The organism is Paraburkholderia solitsugae (genome assembly GCF_013177695.1).
In the GTDB taxonomy this organism is placed as follows: Bacteria; Pseudomonadota; Gammaproteobacteria; order Burkholderiales; family Burkholderiaceae; genus Paraburkholderia; species Paraburkholderia solitsugae.
Window position 1 is genome coordinate 1 of sequence record NZ_WOEY01000020.1, and the last position, 20,418, is coordinate 20,418.

Annotated in this window: 17 protein-coding genes; 9 read left to right on the top strand and 8 right to left on the bottom strand. The window is 63.9% G+C overall.

The window, feature by feature from the left end:
* Positions 1–466 precede the first annotated feature (466 nt).
* The gene (locus GNZ12_RS05185; RefSeq protein ID WP_172309348.1) at positions 467–961 is read left to right on the top strand and encodes a hypothetical protein; all 495 of its coding nucleotides are present in this window, start codon (positions 467–469) and stop codon (positions 959–961) included.
* 94 nt (positions 962–1,055) lie between these two features.
* Here the strand turns inward: GNZ12_RS05185 and GNZ12_RS05190 are convergent, their stop codons facing one another.
* The gene (locus tag GNZ12_RS05190) at positions 1,056–1,901 is read right to left on the bottom strand and encodes an aldo/keto reductase (RefSeq protein WP_172309349.1); all 846 of its coding nucleotides are present in this window, start codon (positions 1,899–1,901) and stop codon (positions 1,056–1,058) included.
* 207 nt (positions 1,902–2,108) lie between these two features.
* On the opposite strand from GNZ12_RS05190, the gene GNZ12_RS05195 reads away from it, so the two are divergent.
* Positions 2,109–2,855 (top strand): GntR family transcriptional regulator, encoded by a 747-nt coding sequence (locus GNZ12_RS05195; RefSeq protein ID WP_172309350.1) that lies wholly within the window; start codon positions 2,109–2,111, stop codon positions 2,853–2,855.
* A gap of 85 nt (positions 2,856–2,940) precedes the next feature.
* Here GNZ12_RS05195 and GNZ12_RS05200 read toward each other — a convergent pair whose 3' ends face one another.
* Positions 2,941–4,332 carry a CoA transferase gene (locus GNZ12_RS05200; protein ID WP_172309383.1) on the bottom strand — a complete coding sequence of 464 codons (1,392 nt, stop codon included), beginning with the start codon at positions 4,330–4,332 and terminating at the stop codon, positions 2,941–2,943.
* A gap of 126 nt (positions 4,333–4,458) precedes the next feature.
* Between GNZ12_RS05200 and GNZ12_RS05205 the strand changes: the two genes are divergently transcribed.
* A complete protein-coding gene (locus GNZ12_RS05205) occupies positions 4,459–5,694 on the top strand; it encodes a citrate/2-methylcitrate synthase (protein WP_172309351.1) in 1,236 nt (411 codons plus the stop codon).
* A gap of 8 nt (positions 5,695–5,702) precedes the next feature.
* On the opposite strand, the gene GNZ12_RS05210 is transcribed toward GNZ12_RS05205, so the two are convergent.
* Positions 5,703–6,008 (bottom strand): DUF2917 domain-containing protein, encoded by a 306-nt coding sequence (locus GNZ12_RS05210; protein ID WP_172309352.1) that lies wholly within the window; start codon positions 6,006–6,008, stop codon positions 5,703–5,705.
* Between the two features lie 213 nt (positions 6,009–6,221).
* On the opposite strand from GNZ12_RS05210, the gene GNZ12_RS05215 reads away from it, so the two are divergent.
* The 3 genes from GNZ12_RS05215 (at position 6,222) to GNZ12_RS05225 (ending at position 10,804) form a co-directional block, all read left to right on the top strand.
* Positions 6,222–7,640 (top strand): aminotransferase-like domain-containing protein, encoded by a 1,419-nt coding sequence (locus GNZ12_RS05215; RefSeq protein WP_172309353.1) that lies wholly within the window; start codon positions 6,222–6,224, stop codon positions 7,638–7,640.
* A 105-nt stretch (positions 7,641–7,745) separates the two neighbouring features.
* The gene (mdtD, locus tag GNZ12_RS05220) at positions 7,746–9,212 is read left to right on the top strand and encodes a multidrug transporter subunit MdtD (RefSeq protein ID WP_172309354.1); all 1,467 of its coding nucleotides are present in this window, start codon (positions 7,746–7,748) and stop codon (positions 9,210–9,212) included.
* A 317-nt stretch (positions 9,213–9,529) separates the two neighbouring features.
* The gene (locus tag GNZ12_RS05225) at positions 9,530–10,804 is read left to right on the top strand and encodes an EAL domain-containing protein (protein ID WP_172309384.1); all 1,275 of its coding nucleotides are present in this window, start codon (positions 9,530–9,532) and stop codon (positions 10,802–10,804) included.
* Here GNZ12_RS05225 and GNZ12_RS05230 read toward each other — a convergent pair.
* A complete protein-coding gene (locus tag GNZ12_RS05230) occupies positions 10,760–11,734 on the bottom strand; it encodes a sigma-70 family RNA polymerase sigma factor (RefSeq protein WP_172309355.1) in 975 nt (324 codons plus the stop codon). The genes GNZ12_RS05225 and GNZ12_RS05230 overlap by 45 nt on opposite strands.
* 198 nt (positions 11,735–11,932) lie before the next feature.
* Here GNZ12_RS05230 and clpP point away from each other — a divergent pair, with 198 nt between their 5' ends.
* Positions 11,933–12,589 (top strand): ATP-dependent Clp endopeptidase proteolytic subunit ClpP, encoded by a 657-nt coding sequence (gene clpP / locus GNZ12_RS05235; protein WP_172309356.1) that lies wholly within the window; start codon positions 11,933–11,935, stop codon positions 12,587–12,589.
* Positions 12,590–12,841: 252 nt separating this feature from the next.
* On the top strand, positions 12,842–14,275 hold the full coding sequence (locus GNZ12_RS05240; protein ID WP_172309357.1) for an NYN domain-containing protein: 1,434 nt from the start codon (positions 12,842–12,844) through the stop codon (positions 14,273–14,275).
* A 198-nt stretch (positions 14,276–14,473) separates the two neighbouring features.
* Here GNZ12_RS05240 and GNZ12_RS05245 read toward each other — a convergent pair whose 3' ends face one another.
* Entirely contained in the window at positions 14,474–15,034 is a 561-nt protein-coding gene (locus GNZ12_RS05245; protein WP_172309358.1) for a glycine zipper family protein, read from the bottom strand.
* Positions 15,035–15,388: 354 nt separating this feature from the next.
* Between GNZ12_RS05245 and GNZ12_RS05250 the strand changes: the two genes are divergently transcribed.
* Positions 15,389–15,670 (top strand): hypothetical protein, encoded by a 282-nt coding sequence (locus GNZ12_RS05250; RefSeq protein WP_172309359.1) that lies wholly within the window; start codon positions 15,389–15,391, stop codon positions 15,668–15,670.
* Positions 15,671–15,810: 140 nt separating this feature from the next.
* Here GNZ12_RS05250 and GNZ12_RS05255 read toward each other — a convergent pair whose 3' ends face one another.
* The 3 genes from GNZ12_RS05255 to GNZ12_RS05265 all read right to left on the bottom strand — a co-directional run bounded on the left by GNZ12_RS05255 (position 15,811) and on the right by GNZ12_RS05265 (position 20,399).
* On the bottom strand, positions 15,811–18,216 hold the full coding sequence (locus GNZ12_RS05255) for a tetratricopeptide repeat protein (protein WP_172309360.1): 2,406 nt from the start codon (positions 18,214–18,216) through the stop codon (positions 15,811–15,813).
* Between the two features lie 540 nt (positions 18,217–18,756).
* Entirely contained in the window at positions 18,757–19,692 is a 936-nt protein-coding gene (locus tag GNZ12_RS05260) for a c-type cytochrome (RefSeq protein WP_172309361.1), read from the bottom strand.
* Positions 19,689–20,399 (bottom strand): c-type cytochrome, encoded by a 711-nt coding sequence (locus GNZ12_RS05265; RefSeq protein WP_328805953.1) that lies wholly within the window; start codon positions 20,397–20,399, stop codon positions 19,689–19,691. The genes GNZ12_RS05260 and GNZ12_RS05265 overlap by 4 nt, the downstream gene beginning before the upstream one ends.
* Positions 20,400–20,418 lie beyond the last annotated feature (19 nt).

The following is a 20,418-nucleotide window of genomic DNA, read 5'->3' on the forward strand; positions in this document are numbered from 1 at the left end:
GCTGCGGTTGCGGCAGTGGCCCCGGTGGTGGTTTTGGCGGAGGCTTCGGTGGCGGGTTCGGCGGCGGCTTTGGCGGAGGCCCCGGCGGCGGTCACGGAGGCAAGGGTAGCGGCGGTAACGGTGGTGGCAATGGCGGAGGAAACGGGCACTAGTCGCCTGCTTCCCGGGTAGGGGGCCCCCGCGCCCTACTCGTCGCTAACGACATACTTCGGTATCCCGTCCGCAGTCCCCCGGCAACGGCGGTGATGTCTCGATCCCCCGGTCGAGCGTCACCGCCCGAGGCCGGTCAGCGTCGACAGCGCCTACCAGCGACTCGGCAAAACGGCGCAAACCGTCGCGAATCGTTAACAGGTGGCTCCCGCACACGGTCAAAACCAAAACAATCGATCGCATCGTGCGTGGCCGGAACCAAACCGAAGCGATTGCCTCATATCAGATTCAACGTTCGATATGAGGACATCACAACATGCAACGAAACGTCCCCCACTCCATGGCGCGTATGACCACCGGTCTGCTGATGGTCGCCGCTCTGGGCCTCGCATCGCTCGCTAATGCGCAAACGGCGGCGCAAACCCCCGCGCAAACACCGGCTACGTCGGCCCAGCCGGAGCCACAGACCCTGTCGCAAGCCGCCCCGCCGGTCGACCCCACCTTCTCCGCCTATTCGCTTGCGCAAACCTGCAAACAGAAAAACGACAACGTCGCGCAAGGTCAATGCGTCGGCGCGATCCGCGGCATCATCCACGGCTATCAGTACGGTGTGTTGTTCCTCGGTCAGCGCGCGTCGCTGCCGCCCAACGAAACGCAGCGGGTGTCGCTGTGTTTGCGCAATACGCAGGTGTCGTCGATCGTCGACGACTTCGTCGCCGACGCAGCCCAGGTCAACGAAGATTCGCTCAAGCACACGCCAGCTGAAGTCGCCGTTCTGGGTTCCGTGCACATGCACCACGGTTGCAATTAATGCCGCCGGCGCAGTGAGCCGCGGTGGCGCAAACGCGCCGACTAAAAGGCCGGCTGCAAGGCCGGCCGCAAAACGCTAACGGCCGCCACTGCGCTTACAGCATTTCGAGTGGCCGCTTGCTGCGAGGCGGTGTGAAATAAGTGTCGATGGCAGCAAGTTCACGAACGTCGAGTTGCAGTTGCGACGCTCGATGGTTGTCGCGCACATGCTCGATGCGGCCCGCTTTCGGAATCGCGAACACGCCGGGCTTTTGCAGCACCCACGCTAGCGCCACCTGAAACACTGAAACGCCACGTGCGTCGGCGATGTCGTTGAGCGGCGAGCGCTTCGGCAGGCGCGCGTGATCGACCGGGCTGTATGCCATCGCCGGCATCTTGCGCGCGGCGAGCCACGGCAACAGGTCGAATTCCGACCCACGGCGTGCGACGTTGTAGAGAATCTGATTGGTCGCGCATGCCTTGCCGCCCGGCGTGGCGACGAGTTCTTCCATGTCGTCGGTATCGAAGTTGCTGACGCCCCAGTGGCGAATCTTGCCCGCGCTGCGCAATGTCTCGAATGCCTCGACGGTTTCCGCGAGCGGCACCGAGCCACGCCAGTGCAGCAGATACAAATCGAGCCAATCGGTTTTCAGGCGCTTGAGGCTCTGCTCGCAGGCCGCGACCACGCCTTGCCGGCTGGCGTTATGGGGATACACCTTGCTGACGAGAAATACCTGATCGCGCAGTCCCACCAGCGCTTCACCGACGAGCGATTCGGTGGCGCCGTCGCCGTACATTTCCGCCGTGTCGATCAGCGTCATGCCCAGGTCGATGCCGCAGCGCAGCGCGGCGAGTTCCGCGGCGCGCCGCGCCGGATGTTCGCCCATCTCCCAGGTGCCCTGCCCCAGTTTCGGAATGCGCTCGCCGTCTGGCAGGCTTACGCTTGCGATATCGGTGGTCATGCTTACTCCTTGAAGTGCGTTTATGGATTGAAATGCGCGTAGGGTCATGCGAGTACGTCGATGCGGCGGCGCAGGCGAATGCTACGGAAACCATGGGGACGAGTTTAGCGGTTGCACGGGCATCGGATCGGGCACCAGGCAAAAGCCCGCTATAACACAGCGCGCCGATGTCTTAGAATTGCCGCTTGCCCTTCTTGCGTGAGCCCCATGACCTCTGCCTCGGAAGACCGCTGGCGCGACCTGCGCCCGGACCCGGAAAACGACACGCCGTTGTACCTGCAACTCGCTCGCAAGCTCGGCACTGCGATTCACGAAAACCGTTGGAACGCGGGCGAGGCGCTGCCCTCCGAGCGCGTGCTGTCCGAAGCGCTCGGCGTATCGCGGATCACCTCGCGCAAAGCCATTGCGCTACTGGTAGAACAGGGATTGATCCGCCGAACCCAAGGCGCTGGCAGCTTCATCACGCCGCGCTATGAAGATCCGCTGTCGCGTCTATCGAGTTTCAGTGAAATGCTGCGGCGACGCGGTTTTACGCCGAGTTCGAAGTGGTTGTCGCGGGAAATTTCGCCGGCTAACCGCGATGAGGTGATTCAACTGGGCTTGTCGCCTGCGGCTGCCGTGACCCGGCTGCGCCGCTTGCGCCTCGCCGACGGCATTGTGATGGCCGTGGAGAATTCCACCTTCCCCGCCGCAGTGATTCCCGATCCTCAGGCAATTGGCGATTCCTTGTACACGTACCTGGAAAATCGCGGACTGACGATCGTGCGCGCGCTGCAGCATTTTCGTGCAGTGAATGCGAACGAAGAGATCGCGCAGCAGATGAGCATTGCCCCGAACGAGGCACTGTTGCTGATTACACGCGTTGGGTACACGTCGGATCAGCGGGCGATCGAACTGACCGACACCTACTGCCGGAACGATTACTATGATTTTGTGGCGGAGTTGAGGAAGTAGTTTTCTGCCCACCCAGTGCCTGTTCGCGGCGCCTGCGAACAGGTGCCGTACGCAAGCAACCAGACGCCGTACGGGTAAGCAGTCTTCACACCCATTTCGCCGCATGCGCCCCTATCTGGGCCGGTGGCAAGGCAAAGTACGCGGGCGTCTCCTCCAGACGCTCGGCCGGCAGAACGCCCAGAACTCGCCCGAATTCAGACTGCACGGTTCCCAAACAATCCCGCACATCGTCGAGCGAAACGTCGGGCGCCTGCCAGCCGTCGGGAAGCAATCCAAACGACTGCAGCCACCGCCCGGTCTGCGCGAGCGATACCCGCACGTGCCAGCTCCCGCCTTCGGTGGCACGCCGCGCCAATGCAGCCATCGCGCCGAAAGCGGCCAGATACCCCGTGGCGTGATCCAACGCCTGACAAGGTAAATGCTTCGGCTCATCCCATCCCGCTGCCTGGCGCTCAGTAAAAGCAATCCCACTCGCGGACTGCACCAGACTATCGAAGCCGCGCCGCCCGGCCCAAGGTCCCTTGTGCCCATAAGCGCAAACCGAGACATAGACGATCCCCGGCCGCACCCGCGCCAGTTCCTCGGGACCAAACCCGCGTGCCGTCAGAGCGCCCGGCCGATACGCCTGCAAAAACACATCGGCGCCGCCGGCTAGCCCACGTAGCGTTTCCCGCCCATCCGCATCGCGCAAATCGACAACCGCCGAGCGTTTGCCTCGCCCGTTGTCGATCACCAGCGGCGCAATGTTCGGCAAGTGCGGACCGTTGACCATCAACACCTCGGCGCCATGCTGCGCGAGCGCGCGCCCCGCCACTGGTCCGGCGATGATGCGTGACAAATCCAGCACCCGCACGGCCGCCAGCGGCCGGTTCGCGTCGCCGCGCCGCGGTAGCTCGACCGGCGCGTCGCCGATACGCTCGATCTCGAACAACGGCAACCTCGCAATCGCTTTCGCCTGATCGAGCGCCGCCCACTCGTCGGGCGTGCGAATCAGGGCGGCGCACAAGCCGGCGTCGGCGAGCGTCTGGTCAAGCGTCCCGCCATCCCAGCCGCGAATCGCCTCGGCCACCGCCGCGCGATCGTTCGCGCAGCCGAGCACCTTCAGCACCCCTTCGAGATGATGGGGAAAGTTCGTGTGCAGTTGAATCCAGCGGCCGTCTCGCGTCGCGTAGAAACCCATCACCGGATCGCGCAAGGCGGGCGGCGGACCCTCATCGATACGCAGATAGCGCTCGCTGCGAAACGAGGCCAGCGCGCGCCGCATCTCCACCGTGACGTGTTGCCGCTGCCCAGTGCGCAAGCGGTGGTATTCGGCGGCCGCCAGGCCGGTCGCGGCGATGGTCGCCGAGGCCAGCGTGCCGACCCGATAGACCGACGGCAAGCCCGGATCGGTGCCGGCAAACGAAACGGACCTCAGCGCAGTCGGGTCGCATTCCGCAGTCGTCCAGATATGTTTGAGAGCGAGTTCAGGCGTCATGGTGTTCATGTCGTTTCATCTCGAAACGGGAAGAAAGTGAACCGAGTCTAGAATTCCACCCTGCCACAATCAATCTTGATTATGATAATCAATATATATTGATTTCTTCGGTTTCTACGCGTTTCCATGCCACCCTCCCACTCCCTGACCGCTGCCGAAGCCGCCGCCGCGCTCGGCATCAGCCTGCCCACACTGTATGCATATGTCAGCCGCGGCATGCTGAGTTCGTCGCCGGATGCCCAAGGCAAGCACCGGCTCTACGACGCCGGCGAAGTGCGGCGGCTCGCCCGGCGCAAGGAAGACGGCAAGCGCGCCGGCAAGGTCGCGCAAAAGGTGCTCGACTGGGGCGTGCCGGTGCTCGAATCTTCAATCACGCTGGTGGCCGACGGCCGCCTGCTGTATCGCGGCCACGACGCCATGGAACTGGCGCGCACGGCCTCACTGGAGGATGTCGCGGCATTGTTGTGGGAATGCAGTGCGAAGCGTATCGCCGATGCACCGGCCATCCCGTTCGCCGCCGCTCAGTGGGCGGCGTGGCTCAAGCTCTGGGGCGACAGCACGCCGCTCGACCGTGCGCTCGTGCTGCTGCCTGCCGCCGCGGCGCAAATGCCGCGGGTATGGGCGCTCGGTCGAGATGCGCAGCTCGATACCGCCTGCGCGGTCATGCGCTTGCTGGCCGCCGCGATGATCTCGGCGGCGCCGTCGAACGAACCGCTATACAAGCAGTTGGCTTCAGCGTGGAATGTGCGCAACCGTCAGCAGGCAGGGCTGCTGCGCGCGGCGCTGGTGGCATGCGCGGATCATGAACTGAATGCGTCGACCTTCACGGTGCGCTGCATCACGTCGACGGGGACGCATCTGTTCGGCGCAGTGGCAGGTGGTCTGGCCGCGTTGTCCGGACCGCGGCACGGTGGCGAGACCGTACGCATTGCCGCGCTGCTCGATGAAGCATCGCGCGCACCCGATCTCGATCGCTACCTGGCGAACCGGCTCGCTCGCCTCGAACACGGTACGCATGGACCGGTGTTGTCGGGCTTCGGCCATCTGCTGTATCCGGACGGCGACCCGCGCGCGCGTCTGCTGCTCGGGATGCTCGCCGACTGCGCGCCGGCCCGCTCGCCACTCGGTGAAATGCATGCGCTCGCGCGCACGGTGCACGACACGACCGGCGCAGAGCCGAACGTCGACTTTGCGCTGGTGGCCATCGAACGGGTACTCGGCCTGCCGGCCGGCGCCGCCTTCACGCTGTTCGCGGTCGGCCGGGTGGTCGGCTGGATCGCCCATGCCATGGAGCAGACGCGCGACGGCCGGTTGATCCGGCCACGCGCGCGCTATATCGGGGAGTACGAGGCACCCGGTTGAGGCGCGGGTTACGCCACGCCCAACCAGCGCGGCAGCCAGCTCAACACCGGCAAGCCGTGCAGTAGCCGCGTTGCAGCGCGTTCCGAACCGCTAGCCAGCGCAAAACGCGCACCGGCCCGTCCTGCGCTGACCCACGCCACCGCACCGCGCGGCAACTCGATCGATTGCCCCGTTGCCAGCCAGTGATCCCCACGCTCGCCTTCGACGGTCACCCAGATCTCGCCCGAGATCGCCTTGAAGATCGACGGACGCGCAACACGCCAGGCCGCCGCGGGCTCGTCATGTTCCATTTCGAAAATACGGACTTCACGCATCGCTTTTCTCCTTCAAAGAACTTTCCTGTTGTAGTGATTATTGACGTGCGATCATCAGATACCCATGCACAGTTCCGAACACTTCCGTCGGAACTGTTCAGTCGAAAAAACGGACAGTTGGCGGCAATCGCGCTTCACGAACGCGCGTGCAGCGCGCGATGAGCCGACGGTTGGCTCGGTGCTCCAGCTTGCACGGGGAAGGAAACGAACCGCATGAAACTCGAAATCCAACTCGATCGGGATAACGGCGTACCGCTCACCGAGCAGATCGTCACGGGCGTCACCGCCTGGATTCGTGCGCGCACGGCTCACCCCGGCTCAAAGCTGCCGTCGATCCGTCAGTTCGCAGCCGACTACGGCGTGAGCCGTTTTCCGGTGATCGAGGCTTACGACCGGCTGGTGTCGCTCGGCTATGTCGACTCGCGCCACGGCTCGGGCTTCTACGTGGCCGACCGTCAGCCGGCAAGCACGCATTGCCAGGGCACGTCGGACCCGCGCCGCGCCGAGGACGAATCAGGGCACCTCCTCCAGCAGTTCAACCACCCAGGAGAGATGCTCAAGCTCGGCAGCGGCTTCATTCCCGATGCCTGGCGCGACGTGGATAGCCTCGCGCAAGCGATCCGCCACGTGTCGCGGACCGACACGGCGAGCATGGTCGATTACGCGACCCCGCTCGGCAACCTGACCTTGCGCGAACATCTGCAAGGCCGCATCGGCCAGTTGGGCATTCACGTGGACGCCTCGCAGATTCTGATCACCAACGGCGCAAGCCAGGCGCTCGATCTGCTGATGCGCTACATGCTCAAAGCCGGCGACACGATCCTCGTGGAGGACCCGGGCTACTACAACCTGAACGGCCTCCTGAAGCTGCACGGCGTGAAGCTGATCGGCATTCCACGCACCCGCAACGGCCCCGATCTCGACGTGTTGCAGGCACAGTTGCAACTGCATCGGCCGAAGCTGATGTTCATCAACACGGTGTTCCACAATCCGACCGGCACCACGGTCGCGCCGCCAGTGGCGTTCCGGCTGCTGCAACTGGCACGCCAACACGGCTTCACGATCGTCGAGGACGACATCTACGCCGACTTCCAGACCGACATCACCGACCGTCTCGCGACGCTCGATCAGCTCGAACATGTGATCTACGTGGGCGGATTGTCGAAGACACTGTCGTCGTCGTTGCGGATCGGCTGCGTGGTGGCGAATCACGCGATCATCAAGGATCTGGTCGACATCAAGATGCTGACAAGCCTCGGCGCTTCGCGCTTTGCCGAGGCGGTCGCCGTGTCGCTGCTGGAGCGCGGCGCGTACCGCAAATATCTGGAGCGGCTGCGCCGTCGCATGCGCGACGCGCTCGGCTCGACCATCCAGACACTCGAAGACGCCGGCTGGGAGGTGTTCGAAAAGCCCGTCGGCGGCAAGTTCGTGTGGGCGCGCGTGCCGCATATCGACAACGCCGAACGGTTGGTGGCATGCGGCGCACCGCTCGGCGTGATGGTGCTGCCCGGCAGCTATTTCCGGCCGAACATGGAAGTCAGCCCGTGGATCAGGATTCACGCGGCATTCGGCAATGAGCCGCGTGCCCAGGCGTTCTTCCATGCTGCTGCGGCGTTGCCTGCTTCGGTCTGAGCGGCTCATCCTGGCTTCGCGCCTGATGCGTGCCCGCTGCGCCGGGACTCGCTTTTCCCTAGAATAGCGAGTCTCAGCCCGTCCCTGCGCGCCTAGCCGCCCCCCATGTCCACGCCGCCGACCCAGCCTGCTTCCGCCCCCGCCGCGTCGGCCCCTGCGGCCCCCTCGGCCCGGTCGCTCACCGTGATGCTGTGGCTCGTCGCCACCGGCTTCTTCATGCAGACGCTCGACTCGACCATCGTCAACACCGCGCTCCCCGCGATGGCGACGAGCCTCGGCGAGTTGCCCTTGCGCATGCAATCGGTGGTGATCGCCTATTCGCTGACGATGGCTGTGATGATCCCGGTGTCAGGCTGGCTCGCCGACAAACTTGGCACCCGGCTCGTGTTCTTCAGCGCGATCCTCGTATTCGCGGTCGGTTCGTTGCTATGCGCGAACGCGCATACGCTGAATCAACTGGTGATCTTCCGCATCGTGCAAGGCGTGGGCGGTGCGATGCTGCTGCCAGTCGGACGGCTCGCGGTGCTGCGCACCTTCCCGGCGGAGCGCTATTTACCCGCCTTGTCGTTCGTGGCAATTCCAGGGTTGATCGGACCGCTGATCGGACCGACGCTCGGCGGCTGGCTCGTGAAGATCGCGTCGTGGCACTGGATTTTCCTGATCAACGTGCCGGTGGGCATAGTGGGTTGCATCGCCACGTTTATCTTCATGCCGGATAGCCGCAACGAACACACCGGCAAGTTCGATCTGAAAGGTTATCTGCTGCTGATTTTCGGCATGGTGGCGATTTCGTTCGCGCTCGACGGCCGCACCGAGTTTGGCATTCAGCACGCCACGGTGCTGGTGCTGCTGATATTGAGCCTCGCCTGCTTCGTCGCCTATGGTTTGCACGCCGTGCGCGAGCCCGAGCCGATTTTCTCGCTCGACCTGTTCAAGATCCACACCTTCAGCGTCGGTCTGCTCGGCAATCTGTTCGCGCGGATCGGCAGCGGCGCGATGCCGTATCTGATCCCGCTGCTATTGCAGGTGAGTCTCGGCTATAGCGCCTTCGAAGCCGGCATGATGATGCTGCCGGTGGCGGCCGCGGGCATGGCGGCCAAGCGCCTCGTCACGACGCTGATCGTCAAGTACAGCTACCGGCGCGTGCTGATCGTCAACACCGTGCTGGTGGGCCTGGCCATGGCAAGCTTCGCGCTCACCACCGCCAGCCAGCCACTGTGGCTGCGGCTCGTGCAACTGGCGCTCTTCGGCGGCGTCAACTCGATGCAGTTCACCGCAATGAACACGTTGACGCTCAAGGACCTCGGCACCGGCGGTGCGAGCAGCGGCAACAGTCTGTTCTCGCTGGTGCAGATGCTGTCGATGAGTCTCGGCGTGACGGTGGCCGGCGCGTTGCTCGCGACCTTCACCGGCCTCCTGCCGCGCGTGACCGCCGCCAACTCGCTGCCCGCGTTCCATGCGACGTTCCTGTGTGTCGGCATCATCACCGCGGGCTCGTCGTGGATCTTCGCGCAATTGTCGCCGGACATCCGCACGCCGGCCAAAAAGACCGATCCTTCAGAGCGGACCTGAGTTTTTTGCAGGGCTGCGGTTATTTCGCGGTGACCTGGCCGCGAACTTCGCGGTGACTCGCGGTGGCCGCGGCGACGTCGCCGTGACCCACCGTCGCCGACCCGCAACGGGGCGCGGGCCGCACCACGGAAGTGCTAATCATCGCCTTCGCGCCCGCGCTGGCGCACAATCGCCGTATTGACCGGGGTAACCGGGCGCGCGCAGTGTGTTTCCGCGCGCGCATAGTTCTTGCTCACCTATCCTGTAAACTCACATTTTGCGCGTGCCCACTCGCGTCGAGCATGCAAGCGCGCCGCCACTTCCACACGACTGACATGATGAGCATGATCGAACTCGATCCTCCCGGCTTCCAGCCGCCGCGTCCGATGGCCGGCGACGAAGGCTCCCGGCGCACCGTCCTGTACGGCGGCTACACGGTTTTCAGCGTGTTCCAGCCGGTTTTCTCGGTGTCGCACCGGCGCGCGATCGGTTATCACGCTTCGCTGCGCGCACACGATGAACATGCGCGGCAGGTGCCGTCGCATGAGGTTTTCACGCAGGCGGCGCGGCGCGGCGACCTGCTGGAACTCGGACGGCTCGCCGAATCGCTGCATCTGGGCAATTTCAATGCATTCGACAGCCACGACGAATGGCTTTTCCTGAGCCTGCACCCGGCGGCGCTGATGGACACCAGTTATGGCGACGCACTGCTCGCCGGCCTCAAGGCGCTGGGCCTGCCGCCGCAACGGGTGGTGCTGGAAGTGTCCGAACAGGCAGGCGGTGAAACCACGCGCTTCGCCGAAATCGTCGACGCACTGCGCAAATCCGGCTTCTTGATCGCCCTGGACGGCTTCGGCGCGAAGCATTCGAATATCGACCGCGTGTGGAATCTGCGTCCGGACATCGTCACACTCGACCGCTGCATCCTCGCGCAAGCGAGCGAGCACTCGCATATCGAACGCGTGCTGCCAGGCCTCGTCTCGCTGCTGCACGAATCCGGGCAACTGGTGCTGATGGGCGGCCTGAGTACTGAGCGCGACGCGCTGATCGCGCTGGAATGCAACGTCGACTTCGTGCAGGGTGCATTCTTCGCAGGCCCGAGCGTCGAGCCGGTGAAACCGCAAGCGGCGGCCGGCTTGATGGACTCGCTCTCCGCGGCGCTACGCGAACGGGTCGCTGCGCGCGGACGCGCACAGTCTGCGCGGCTCGCACCCTATGTCACGGCGCTGGAAACGGCGGCGGCCCAACTCGTGGCCGGGGAATCGGTTACCCAGGCGACCACGCCGCTGCTCACGCTCGGCGAGACGGCACGCTGCTTCGTGCTCGACGGCTCGGGCCGGCAAATCGGCGACAACGTGCTGCCGCCAGGGCGCGCGTCGCAACGCGCCAAGCGCTTCCGGCCGCTGCTGCATTCGGAAGGCGCAAGCTGGGAGCGCCGGCCGTACTTCATTCAGGCCATGCGCGTGCCCGGCCAGGTGCACCTCACGCCGCCCTACCTGTCGATCAACGAAGCGCACCTGTGCGTGACGGCCTCGATCGCCGCGCATACGCCGCACGGCACGCAGGTGCTATGCGTCGACATCAACTGGGAAGTCGCTGCGCATCGTAATTGAGGCAAGGGTGTTCTGCTGAATCCGCGCGAGCAGCTTCATGACGGCCGCGCGACCCAGCAAGCGGTTCGCTGCCTGCAAACGCGCCGCACTGGTGACCGCGCGCAACGAGACGATCTTCACCGAACCGTCCGCAAGACTTTGCGTGGACACGTCGATTACCCCGACAACCTCGCCTTCGAAGAGCAACGCAATACACATTGCGCCTTCGACCGACACCACCTCTGCATGGCTCGCCTGATGAGCGAGCGCTGTCACCGTCTCCATCCAGGTCACGGGCGCCAGTTCTTGCGTGCACACCGGCGCGTCGCTGACGACTTCCGGCGCGTCGCTGAAGAGACGCAGCAAGCCCGCCTGATCCTGCGCTTCCAGCGCTGTGCGCAAGCGCTCCACGATCCGCGCATGCGCAGCGGGATCCGGACGTTCCAGCGGCGCACCCGCGCGCTGCAAACGCGCCTTGGCCCGATGGACGATCTGACGACAACCCGCCGGCGTTCGGTCGAGGATTTTCGCAATCTCCGCGTAGTCGCAATCGAACGCTTCGTGCAGCACGAATGCCGCCCGCTCATCCGGTTTCAGACGCTCGAGCAGGAGCATCACACCGTAGGACATCTCCGCCGCGCGCAAGGCCAGTTCCTCCGCCGACGGCGCCACCTCGTCGAGCCAGGGCTCCGGCAGCCAGCCGGCGGCCTGTGACGCGCGTTCACGCTGCACGTGACGCAGCCGGTCGATGGCCGCGCGCGTGGTGATCGTGGTCAGCCACGCCGCCGGCGTCTGCACCGCTTGCGTATCGGCGAGATGCCATTTGAGCCAGACGTCCTGCACCACGTCTTCCGCTTCGGCGCGGCTGCCGAGCATCCGGTACGCCAGCGCGAGCAGGCGGGCGCGCACGGCCTCGAAGCTGGATGCCTTGTCGATTCCTTGTTCCGTCATGTGTTGCCCTCCAGATCTGCATCCTTTTCAGCTTGACGTTCAGTCTCCCGCCGATGTGACAGTCCAACGAAAAAATATTCCTGTCACGTCGCTGCCCTCCCCCTCGTCATAGGCACAACAACCGCAACGGGTGCGCGGTTGTTCGAATCGGCCACCGCTCCCGGCTACCGGCAACGCGCCGCCTAAAACGAGGCAAACATGCATTCCAGCTATCCCTCCGTCACCGGCCTGGGCCTCGTGCCCACCGTGATCGAACAGTCCGGCCGCGGCGAGCGCGCCTACGACATCTATTCGCGTCTGCTGCGCGAGCGCATCGTCTTTCTGGTCGGTCCAGTGAACGAACAGTCAGCCAGTGTGATCGTCGCCCAATTGCTGTTTCTGGAATCCGAGAATCCCGACAAGGATATTTCTTTTTACATCAATTCGCCGGGCGGCTCGGTGTACGACGGCCTCGCCATCTACGACACGATGCAGTTCATCAAGCCGGAGGTGTCGACCTTGTGCACGGGTTTTGCCGCCAGCATGGGGACATTTTTGCTGACCGCCGGCCAGCGTGGCAAACGGTACGCGCTGCCGAACGCGCGCATCATGATTCACCAGCCGTCGGGCGGCAGCCAGGGCACAGCGGCCGACGTCGAAATCCAGGCGAGAGAGGTGCTCTACCAGCGCCAACGCCTCAACGCGATGATGGCCGAGTGCACGGGGCGCAGTATCGAAGAGATCGTCCGCGACACCGACCGCGACAACTTCATGTCGGCTCGCGACGCCAAGACGTATGGCCTCGTCGACGAGGTGCTGGAAACACGCGCGGCGCTAAGCGACCTAAACGAGCCGGCTCGTCACCGGGACATGTAGCGCGACATGGCCGCACCGCGCGCTTGAGCATGCGCCCTGCTGGGTCTGCAGAGCGCGCACGAGCGCGCCGCTATTTCTTCCCGGTTAAGGGTGCAAACCGCCGCCCCGCGCACCGCCAGAAAAGTCCTCGCCCCGGACGGCTTTTGCCGGCCCTATCGGTGCGCCAGAAACACAAAAGCTGATCACCTCCGTAGGAATCGCTATCATGGTCGCGATTCGTCGAATTTGACGATCGCTTCAATGGAGATATTCATGGCGTCATCCAACGAAACCGTCAGCATGGCGCTATTCTGCGACTTCGAAAACGTTGCGCTCGGCGTGCGCGACGCGAAGTACGACAAGTTCGACATCAAACTGGTGCTCGAACGTCTGCTGCTCAAGGGCAGCATTGTCGTGAAGAAAGCGTATTGCGACTGGGACCGCTACAAGAGTTTCAAGGGCGCGATGCACGAGGCCAATTTCGAGCTGATCGAGATTCCGCACGTGCGCCAATCGGGCAAGAATTCAGCCGACATCCGGCTCGTGGTCGACGCACTCGACCTCTGCTACACGAAATCGCACGTCAATACTTTCGTCATCATCAGTGGCGACTCGGACTTTTCGCCGCTCGTGTCGAAGCTGCGCGAGAACAACAAGCAGGTGATCGGCGTCGGTGTGCAGCAATCCACCTCCGATCTGCTAATCGCGAACTGCGACGAATTCTTCTTTTACGACGACCTGGTACGCGAAAGTCAGCGCACGGTAGCCAAACGCGAGTCGACCCGCCCGCAACCGGCCGCGCAGCAAACGGCCAAACGGACGCCTGACGAGGAAAAGTCGCGCAGCAAGGAAGACCTCGAAAAGCGCCGCACCAAAGCGGTCGAGATCGCGGTGCAGACGTTCGACGCGCTCGCGTCCGAGCGCGGCGACAGCGGCAAGATCTGGGCGTCGGTACTGAAGAACGCGATCAAGCGCCGCAAGCCGGATTTCAACGAAACGTACTACGGTTTTCGCGCATTCGGCAATCTGCTGGAAGAGGCGCACGCGCGCGGATTGCTGGAATTTGGCCGCGACGAAAAGTCGGGCGCGTACGTCTATCGAAGCAATGCTGCGAGTGTGGCTGCCGACAACGTGAATGAGCCGGCCGAATCTGGCGAATCGGCCGAACAGTTGTATGAGGCACAGGTTGCCGAAACGGTGATCGCCGAATCGGGCGGCAAGCACGAGTCGCGCCGCAGAGGCCGTAGCAACCGCAAGCCCGGCCGTGGCGGCCAGCAGGAAGCCACTCAGGAAGCACGTGCGGCAGTCGGGCACGGCCGTCACGCACAAGCTCACGCAGAGGACGTGCAGACGCAAGCGCCGTCAGCCAGCGAGCCCATTTTCGAACAGCCGGAAGCGGCTTGGGCGGAAGCGGAGATCTTTGCCGCTGAACCGGTCAGCTCAGGCAACGAAGAGGTGCAGGAAGAGAGCGCCGCTCAACCCAAGCGCCGCAAGGAACGCGCACCGCGCAAAACAGCCGCGAAGAAAGCGAAGAAGACCACACCGCGAACGATCGATGAGGTACCGGAGATCGCGGTGCCTGCTGAAGCACCGGCGGCGTCCGTCAGCGCGGAAGAAGCCCACGTGCCGGCAAAAAAGGCCGCGCGCAAAGCCGCGCCACGTACTCGCCGTCCGCGTAAGACGGCGGCTACGAGCGACGCGGAGTAAGCGTCTCGCGTCGCGTGATGTGCGCTGAATGCTTTAGGTGTCGCCCGTAGCAATCTGCGCGCGGCAGCACAAACCCAGCAGCAACGAAAAAGCCCCTGCTCGTAACAGACAGGGGCTTTTCCATTTCCGGTCAGCGGCGCCGCGATCGAGCTAAAACCGCAACGGTTCGTTTCGGCGAAGCGAGGCCGCCGATCAACCTCAGTAATACGGGTAAGGCGCGTAAATCACCGGAGGCGGCGCATAGTACCTCGGCGGCGGCGCATAGTAGTACGGCTGCGGTGCATAGTAAGCCGGTTGCGGCGGTTGCGAGATCGTATTGCCTTTCGAGGTCATGCACTGCGCGTAGGCACCGTCATAGCGCGCTTGCAGGCCTGCCGCAGAATACTGCGCGCCATTCGCCCCGTTCGCGCCGCCAATCAACAGCCCGCTGCCCGCGCCGATTGCCGCGCCCGCGCCGGCATTGCCCGCCGCCGCACCGATCAGTGCGCCGACAGCGGCGCCGCCAAGCGTACCCAGCGCCGCGCTGTTCACGCTGTTCGTGGTTGCCGCTTGCGCGGCGGTCCCGTTCGGATCCGTCGAGCGGTTCGCGTAGTCGCGGCACGCATAGTCGTCCTGCTGGAACTGCCCGAGCGGCTCGCCGCTGCGCGGCAGTGCGACCACACTCGGACCGCTCGGCGGCATCACCGCGCAACCGCCGAGCGCGAGCGCGACGACGGCAGCCGGTATGGCGATGCCTATCGATTTGGTGCTGGAGATCATGTTCGTACGCTTCAAAGACATTGGAATTCAAACGTTAGGCCAATCGGCAGCGCTCATGGTTACAACATCGTTACAGAAAGTTTTTCGCTTACATCTGCGCAATGAGCCGCGCACTGTCCCGCGCAATGCAGGAATAGGGCCTCGATCACTCGCTCCACGGCGTTATATCGGGTAACGCTTGTAAGCGAAGCGGCAATCTGATTTCACGTCTCGCGTCCTAAACTGATTGCCTCCAACGCCACGCGATCGGGTTGCCAAAAAAGGGCCCGGCCTCACGTCGCACGGCAACTCGACCGGACCTGCGCTCACCCATCGGCTCGGGCCGCACCCGTCAAAGAAACAGAGGATGACTCGATGAACCGGCTTGTTTTCGCAGTGGCGGCGGCTTCTGCTGCCTGCATATCGCCTGTTTTCGCGCAGTCGGATACGACCGTCCCGAGCAGTGTTCTGATCCACCCTTCGACAACGGCATTTCCCAGCGCCTCGATTGCGCAGAATTTCCAGTACATCAATCATCCGCCGCCCCCACCCGCGCCGGCGAGTTCGGTTGCGTCCACCGGCGGCGGGCGCGGCCATCGGCATAAGCAGATGTCAGCGGATTCCGATACGACCGGCGCCGCGTCGACTCAGCCTTAAGTGAGTCAGTGAATGAGCGCGTGAGTGAGCGCGCCTTGGGTCTAAATCCGTGCGCAACGCCGGTCCGCCGACCTCGCCGCAGTTACGAACTGTGACAAAGCTTGCATGCCCAGGCGGTGCGGCGGGTGAAGGTTCGCGCGTCAATGCACAGGGGTAGCGCTGACGCGTCTGACGGGCGCGCTACGTGAGCCCGCTTCGCACCACGCTAGCCAGACATTGCGATAAACAGCCTCGACATGGCGCGCGAAGCGCGCACCGTCCATCAACGGCGAGGCAGCGAGCCGTGCCCGCAGGCTCCCACGCATCTCGCTCAGCCGTGGCAGGTCGCGCACCAACTGGACCGCCGTCTCGACAAACTGTGCGTCGCTGTCCGCCGCGAGTTCGCGCAAGCCCAGGTTCTCCAACTGGCTCAGCCCCGCGCGTCCCACCGACGTGTCGCCGACCCGCGTGATGACCGGCACACCCATCCAGTACGAGTCGAGACTCGTCGTATGGCCGTTGTACGGAAACGTATCGAGCCCGGCATCGATCTGGTGATACGTGCGCAGATAGTCCGCGCGCGGCTGGAACGGGGTAAAGGAGACCCGCTCGGCGCCGATCCCCTGTTGCCCGAGCCGCTCGATCAGACTCGCACGGGCCGCGCCGTCCGGGGCCATCAGCAGGAGCCGGGCGTCCGCCACCTCGCGCATCACGCCACCCCATAGTTTGAACGTTGCGTCGCTCAGCTTGCACGGGTTGTTCAGGCAACCGAACGTCGGATATCCGTTCGACAGCGCGGGCAACGCGTTGACCTCCGGCGTATCGGTCAACGGGTCATAGCACCAGAATGAATCCGGCAGGCGAATCGACTGTTCGCTGTACTGCGCGTCGGTGCCGGCGGGGTCGAGCCATGGGTCGGTCAACCGGTAATCGATCGCGTCAATGCCGGTCGTCCCTGGATAGGCCAGCCACGCAATCTGCACCGGCGCGGGCTTGCGCGCGAACAGCAGCGGACGGCCATCGGCCATGTGCATGGTCAGATCGATGAGAATGTCGATGCGGTCGTCGCGGATCCTCTGCGCAAGCCGCTCGTCGCTGAGTTCACGCACGTCGCGCCATACGTCGGCATGACTGACCACGCGCTGCGTCAAACCGTCCGGCCGGGTGACGCTCGCATAACAGAAGACTTCGAACTGTTCGTGATCGTGATGCGACAGCAGCGGCAGCGTGAACAGCGTCTGACAGTGTTCGCGAAAGTCGGGTGACACGTAGCCGATGCGCAAACGGCGGGCAGGTGTCGCATCGTTCGAATACGGCTTACGTGTGCCGCTATAAGGCGCTTCATGCCGCGCCGACCACCGACGGCATTCGTCCAGCAGCGGCTGGGGTTGCTCCGCCTGAAAGGTCAACGCATACGCCAGGTTGCTGTGCGCGACGACGTTCTCCGGATCGCAAGTGAGCGCGCGGCGATAAGCGTCGATGCCGTCTTCGAGGCGCCCCTGGTCTTTCAGCACATTGCCGAGATTGTTGTGCGTGACCGAGTGATGCGGATCGACAGCGAGCGCCTCGCGCAGATGAGACTCCGCCTCGGCGATGCGGCCAAGCGTGCGCATCAGGGTAGCGGCGTTGTTGAGCGCGGCAACGAAACCCGGGCGCAGGCGGATCGCAGCGCTGAATGCTTGCGCGGCGTCCTCGCGCGATCCCGATTCCTGATAGACGATACCCAGATTGTTGTATGCGTCGGCGTGCGTCGGCGTCTGCTCGATCGCCCGCTGATAGTAGTTCACCGCTTCGCGCCGCCTGCCGAGCGCATGCAGCGCATTGGCGAAGTTGTAAGCGGCTTCGGGGAAAGAAGGGTCCATCTCAAGGGCGCGCGTCAACAGCGCAGCGCCTGATTCGAATTCGCCGCGCCGGTGGAGCGCGACGCCAAGATTCACCAGGCCACACGGCGAGTCGGGCGCGACGCGCACCGCTGCTTCGAGCAAGGTCACGGCTTCGTCCAGACGGCCGGCCGCCTCGAGCAGCGTGCCGAGATTCGTCAGCGCGTTGGCGTCACCGGGTTGCGCTGCGATCGCGCGGCGGTACGCGGCTTCCGCCTCATGCACGTCGCCCTGTTGCCGGTAGCAGTTTCCCAGGTTATTCAGTGCGTCGACGTGGGCCGGTTCAAGCGCCAGCAGCGACGTATAGGTCTCGATCGCAGCAGCGGATTCGCCGACCGATTGCAGCGCCGCGGCCAATGCGAACAGCGTGTCGGTGGAATTGGCTTCGAATGACAGTGCTTGCAGATAGGCGTCGATTGCTTCGGTAAACCGCTGGGCGGCGGCAAACACTTGCCCGCGAACGAAGTGGTATCGCGCGTTCTCAGGCGCGTGCCTCAGCGCCCTTTCGAGCCAGTCGAGCGCGGCATCGTACGCCGCCCCTTGCATGTCGAGCACGCCGAGGCGGAACATCACGTTCGCGTCGTCGGGTGCGATCGCGAGCGCACGTTCGTACAACTCGCGGGCGTGGCCGAACTCGCCTGCGAGATGGTGCGCGGTCGCGCGTTCCAGAGACTGAGTGGTATCCATCGTGCCCCGCGGGTGGCCTGCTATTTATTTCATCGAAGACGCTCGGGCCCGGACCGTAGTCCGCATCACCTGTTGGTGATGTCATCGCGCGAGGCGAATCGTCGGCTGCGCGAGGGGGACGAATGCCAGCGAACAATAGCGAGCCAGTCCTTACCGATGTTTACCAGGCCTCACCCGGTGGAACGTATGGTGATGGGGTTACGCGCTTCCAGTCCGGCGGCGAAACACCGTGGAAGCTTTGCTGGGTGCGAGGTTGTAAGCCAGGTTTCAGCAAGCATGGCAGGCGCCCTGCTCATAGCCGGCGCGGTGCGCGCCGTGCTCAGATGAGGAGAATGACGACGGTGAGTCTTTCGATGGCAGAACCCGAAGCTTTCGGTAAGACCGTACCCGGAATGCGGAAGGCCGACGAAGCTTGCCAGTAGAAAGAAATATTCAGTAACCCGTAAGTAATAATAGGCAGAGGTTGAGAAACATTTGACGCGCAAATGCGACGCCGCTGCCGCGAGCGAGGCGCGGCTCGGCTCGCGGCAACGCATTACGTCATCGGGACCCGGACGCTCCCAAAACCTGCCCATTAACAGCTTGACCGTACATCGAGTACGGCGAGTCATGGAACTTTGCTCGCGTCGCTTCAACTGAACCCACAAAGCGAGGATCTTGTGGACGTTCATGGCTGTCCATAAACGTCGCCACATCCCACGCTTGCTGGTCCGTCAGCGTGCCAGCCAGGCCCAGCGGCATATTCGCCTTGATGAAACCGGCTGCATTCTGAATGTCGCCCATTCCGGCCCCCCAATTGAAGGAATGAGCTCCCCACAGCGGCGGGAAGACGGTTTGCCCCTCGCTCGACTGTCCCTGCCCATCGGCACCGTGACATAGCGCACAGTGCTGCGCGTAGATGGCGCCCCCTCTCGCGTAGTCCGCTTTTTGCGCGGGCGCAGGAAGTTTGGGATAGCCTTGCCCCGGCAGTTTTTCGCCAACAGGTGCACCTTTCGCGAGCCAGTAAGCGTACGACTCCAAGGCCACAAGCACCGGATCGCCAAGCGGTGGCGCCTTGCCGTTCATGCTGTATTGGAAGCATCCCTGGAGGCGCTCGGCGAACGAGTTCACATGTCCGTTCTTGCTCCGATAAGCCGGATACAAAGGATACGCGCCCCACAGCGGACTCGAATCCGCCTTGCGACCCGCATCGAGGTGACAGCTGGCACAGTTCAGGGTGTTACCGACGTACTTCCCGGCGAACGTTTGGGTATGCGTAAAGATTTGCTCGCCCAGTTTGACCGATTTGCCGAAGCCGTCTGTCGGCATGCTCGATTCTGTCGGGGGCGCGAACGGCTTTACCGCTGACGACGCAGGGGCTTGCGCGGAAGAAGCGGGCAACGCCGGCACATCGACGCTGGCCGCGAGGCACAAGCCGGCAACCGCACTCAACACGCCAGTGAGCGCGCCGCGATACAACCAGGTTCGATCGATCATTGCTTGCTCCTGCTCGCAGACGCCCCTTCGGCTGGCGCTTCAGTCCCGCCGTAGTAGGCGGCGACAGCCGTGATATCGGTGTCGGAGAGCTTGCTCGCGATGGCCGGCATCAACGCCATGGGCCCAGGCGGCCGGGTGCCGCTCTGCCAGCCGTGCAGCTGGCTCGCTATATAAGACGCCGGCTGGCCGGCCAGCGGCGGAAACGTAGCGCCCACACCGATTCCGCCCGGTCCATGACATTGCACACAGGCCGGCAGATCCTCGTTCCAGCGTCCGCGCGTGGCGATCCATGCGCCAACGTCCGAGGGCTGGACTGACTCGTTGTCACTCGCTTTTATGCCTGGGGGCGGCTGCAGCCCGGCGAAGTACTGCGCAACAGCATCACGCTCGTGTGCGGACAACAATTTCGCCATCGGTTGCATGATCGGGTTCTGGCGCGTCCCGTCCGCGAATGCCGCTAGTTGGGCCGACAGATAGGGCCCGCTCACGCCAGCAAGGCGAGGGAAACCTGCCGCTGCGTTGCCTTCGCCCTTCGCGCCATGACAACTGATGCACGCGGCGACACCCTTCGCCGTGCCCTGCATCGCGATGGTTTGTCCGGTACTCAGGTCATCCGCGTGAGCACTGGACATCGCCAACACCGTGCCCGCTATGGCCAGATGCCTGGTCAGGTATCTGCGCCGCACTATCACGACCGACTCGTCCACATCGTCTCCTTCAAATTAT

What these genes read in the sequence shown, in the direction of transcription:
- GNZ12_RS05245 (WP_172309358.1), bottom strand. Translation starts at nt 15,034, where the DNA reads ATGATCTCCAGCACCAAATCGATAGGCATCGCCATACCGGCTGCCGTC.
- GNZ12_RS05195 (WP_172309350.1), top strand. Translation starts at nt 2,109, where the DNA reads ATGACCTCTGCCTCGGAAGACCGCTGGCGCGACCTGCGCCCGGACCCG.
- GNZ12_RS05230 (WP_172309355.1), bottom strand. Translation starts at nt 11,734, where the DNA reads ATGACGGAACAAGGAATCGACAAGGCATCCAGCTTCGAGGCCGTGCGC.
- GNZ12_RS05185 (WP_172309348.1), top strand. Translation starts at nt 467, where the DNA reads ATGCAACGAAACGTCCCCCACTCCATGGCGCGTATGACCACCGGTCTG.
- GNZ12_RS05255 (WP_172309360.1), bottom strand. Translation starts at nt 18,216, where the DNA reads ATGGATACCACTCAGTCTCTGGAACGCGCGACCGCGCACCATCTCGCA.
- GNZ12_RS05205 (WP_172309351.1), top strand. Translation starts at nt 4,459, where the DNA reads ATGCCACCCTCCCACTCCCTGACCGCTGCCGAAGCCGCCGCCGCGCTC.
- mdtD (WP_172309354.1), top strand. Translation starts at nt 7,746, where the DNA reads ATGTCCACGCCGCCGACCCAGCCTGCTTCCGCCCCCGCCGCGTCGGCC.
- GNZ12_RS05260 (WP_172309361.1), bottom strand. Translation starts at nt 19,692, where the DNA reads ATGATCGATCGAACCTGGTTGTATCGCGGCGCGCTCACTGGCGTGTTG.
- GNZ12_RS05240 (WP_172309357.1), top strand. Translation starts at nt 12,842, where the DNA reads ATGGCGTCATCCAACGAAACCGTCAGCATGGCGCTATTCTGCGACTTC.
- clpP (WP_172309356.1), top strand. Translation starts at nt 11,933, where the DNA reads ATGCATTCCAGCTATCCCTCCGTCACCGGCCTGGGCCTCGTGCCCACC.
- GNZ12_RS05200 (WP_172309383.1), bottom strand. Translation starts at nt 4,332, where the DNA reads ATGACGCCTGAACTCGCTCTCAAACATATCTGGACGACTGCGGAATGC.
- GNZ12_RS05215 (WP_172309353.1), top strand. Translation starts at nt 6,222, where the DNA reads ATGAAACTCGAAATCCAACTCGATCGGGATAACGGCGTACCGCTCACC.
- GNZ12_RS05250 (WP_172309359.1), top strand. Translation starts at nt 15,389, where the DNA reads ATGAACCGGCTTGTTTTCGCAGTGGCGGCGGCTTCTGCTGCCTGCATA.
- GNZ12_RS05225 (WP_172309384.1), top strand. Translation starts at nt 9,530, where the DNA reads ATGAGCATGATCGAACTCGATCCTCCCGGCTTCCAGCCGCCGCGTCCG.
- GNZ12_RS05190 (WP_172309349.1), bottom strand. Translation starts at nt 1,901, where the DNA reads ATGACCACCGATATCGCAAGCGTAAGCCTGCCAGACGGCGAGCGCATT.
- GNZ12_RS05210 (WP_172309352.1), bottom strand. Translation starts at nt 6,008, where the DNA reads ATGCGTGAAGTCCGTATTTTCGAAATGGAACATGACGAGCCCGCGGCG.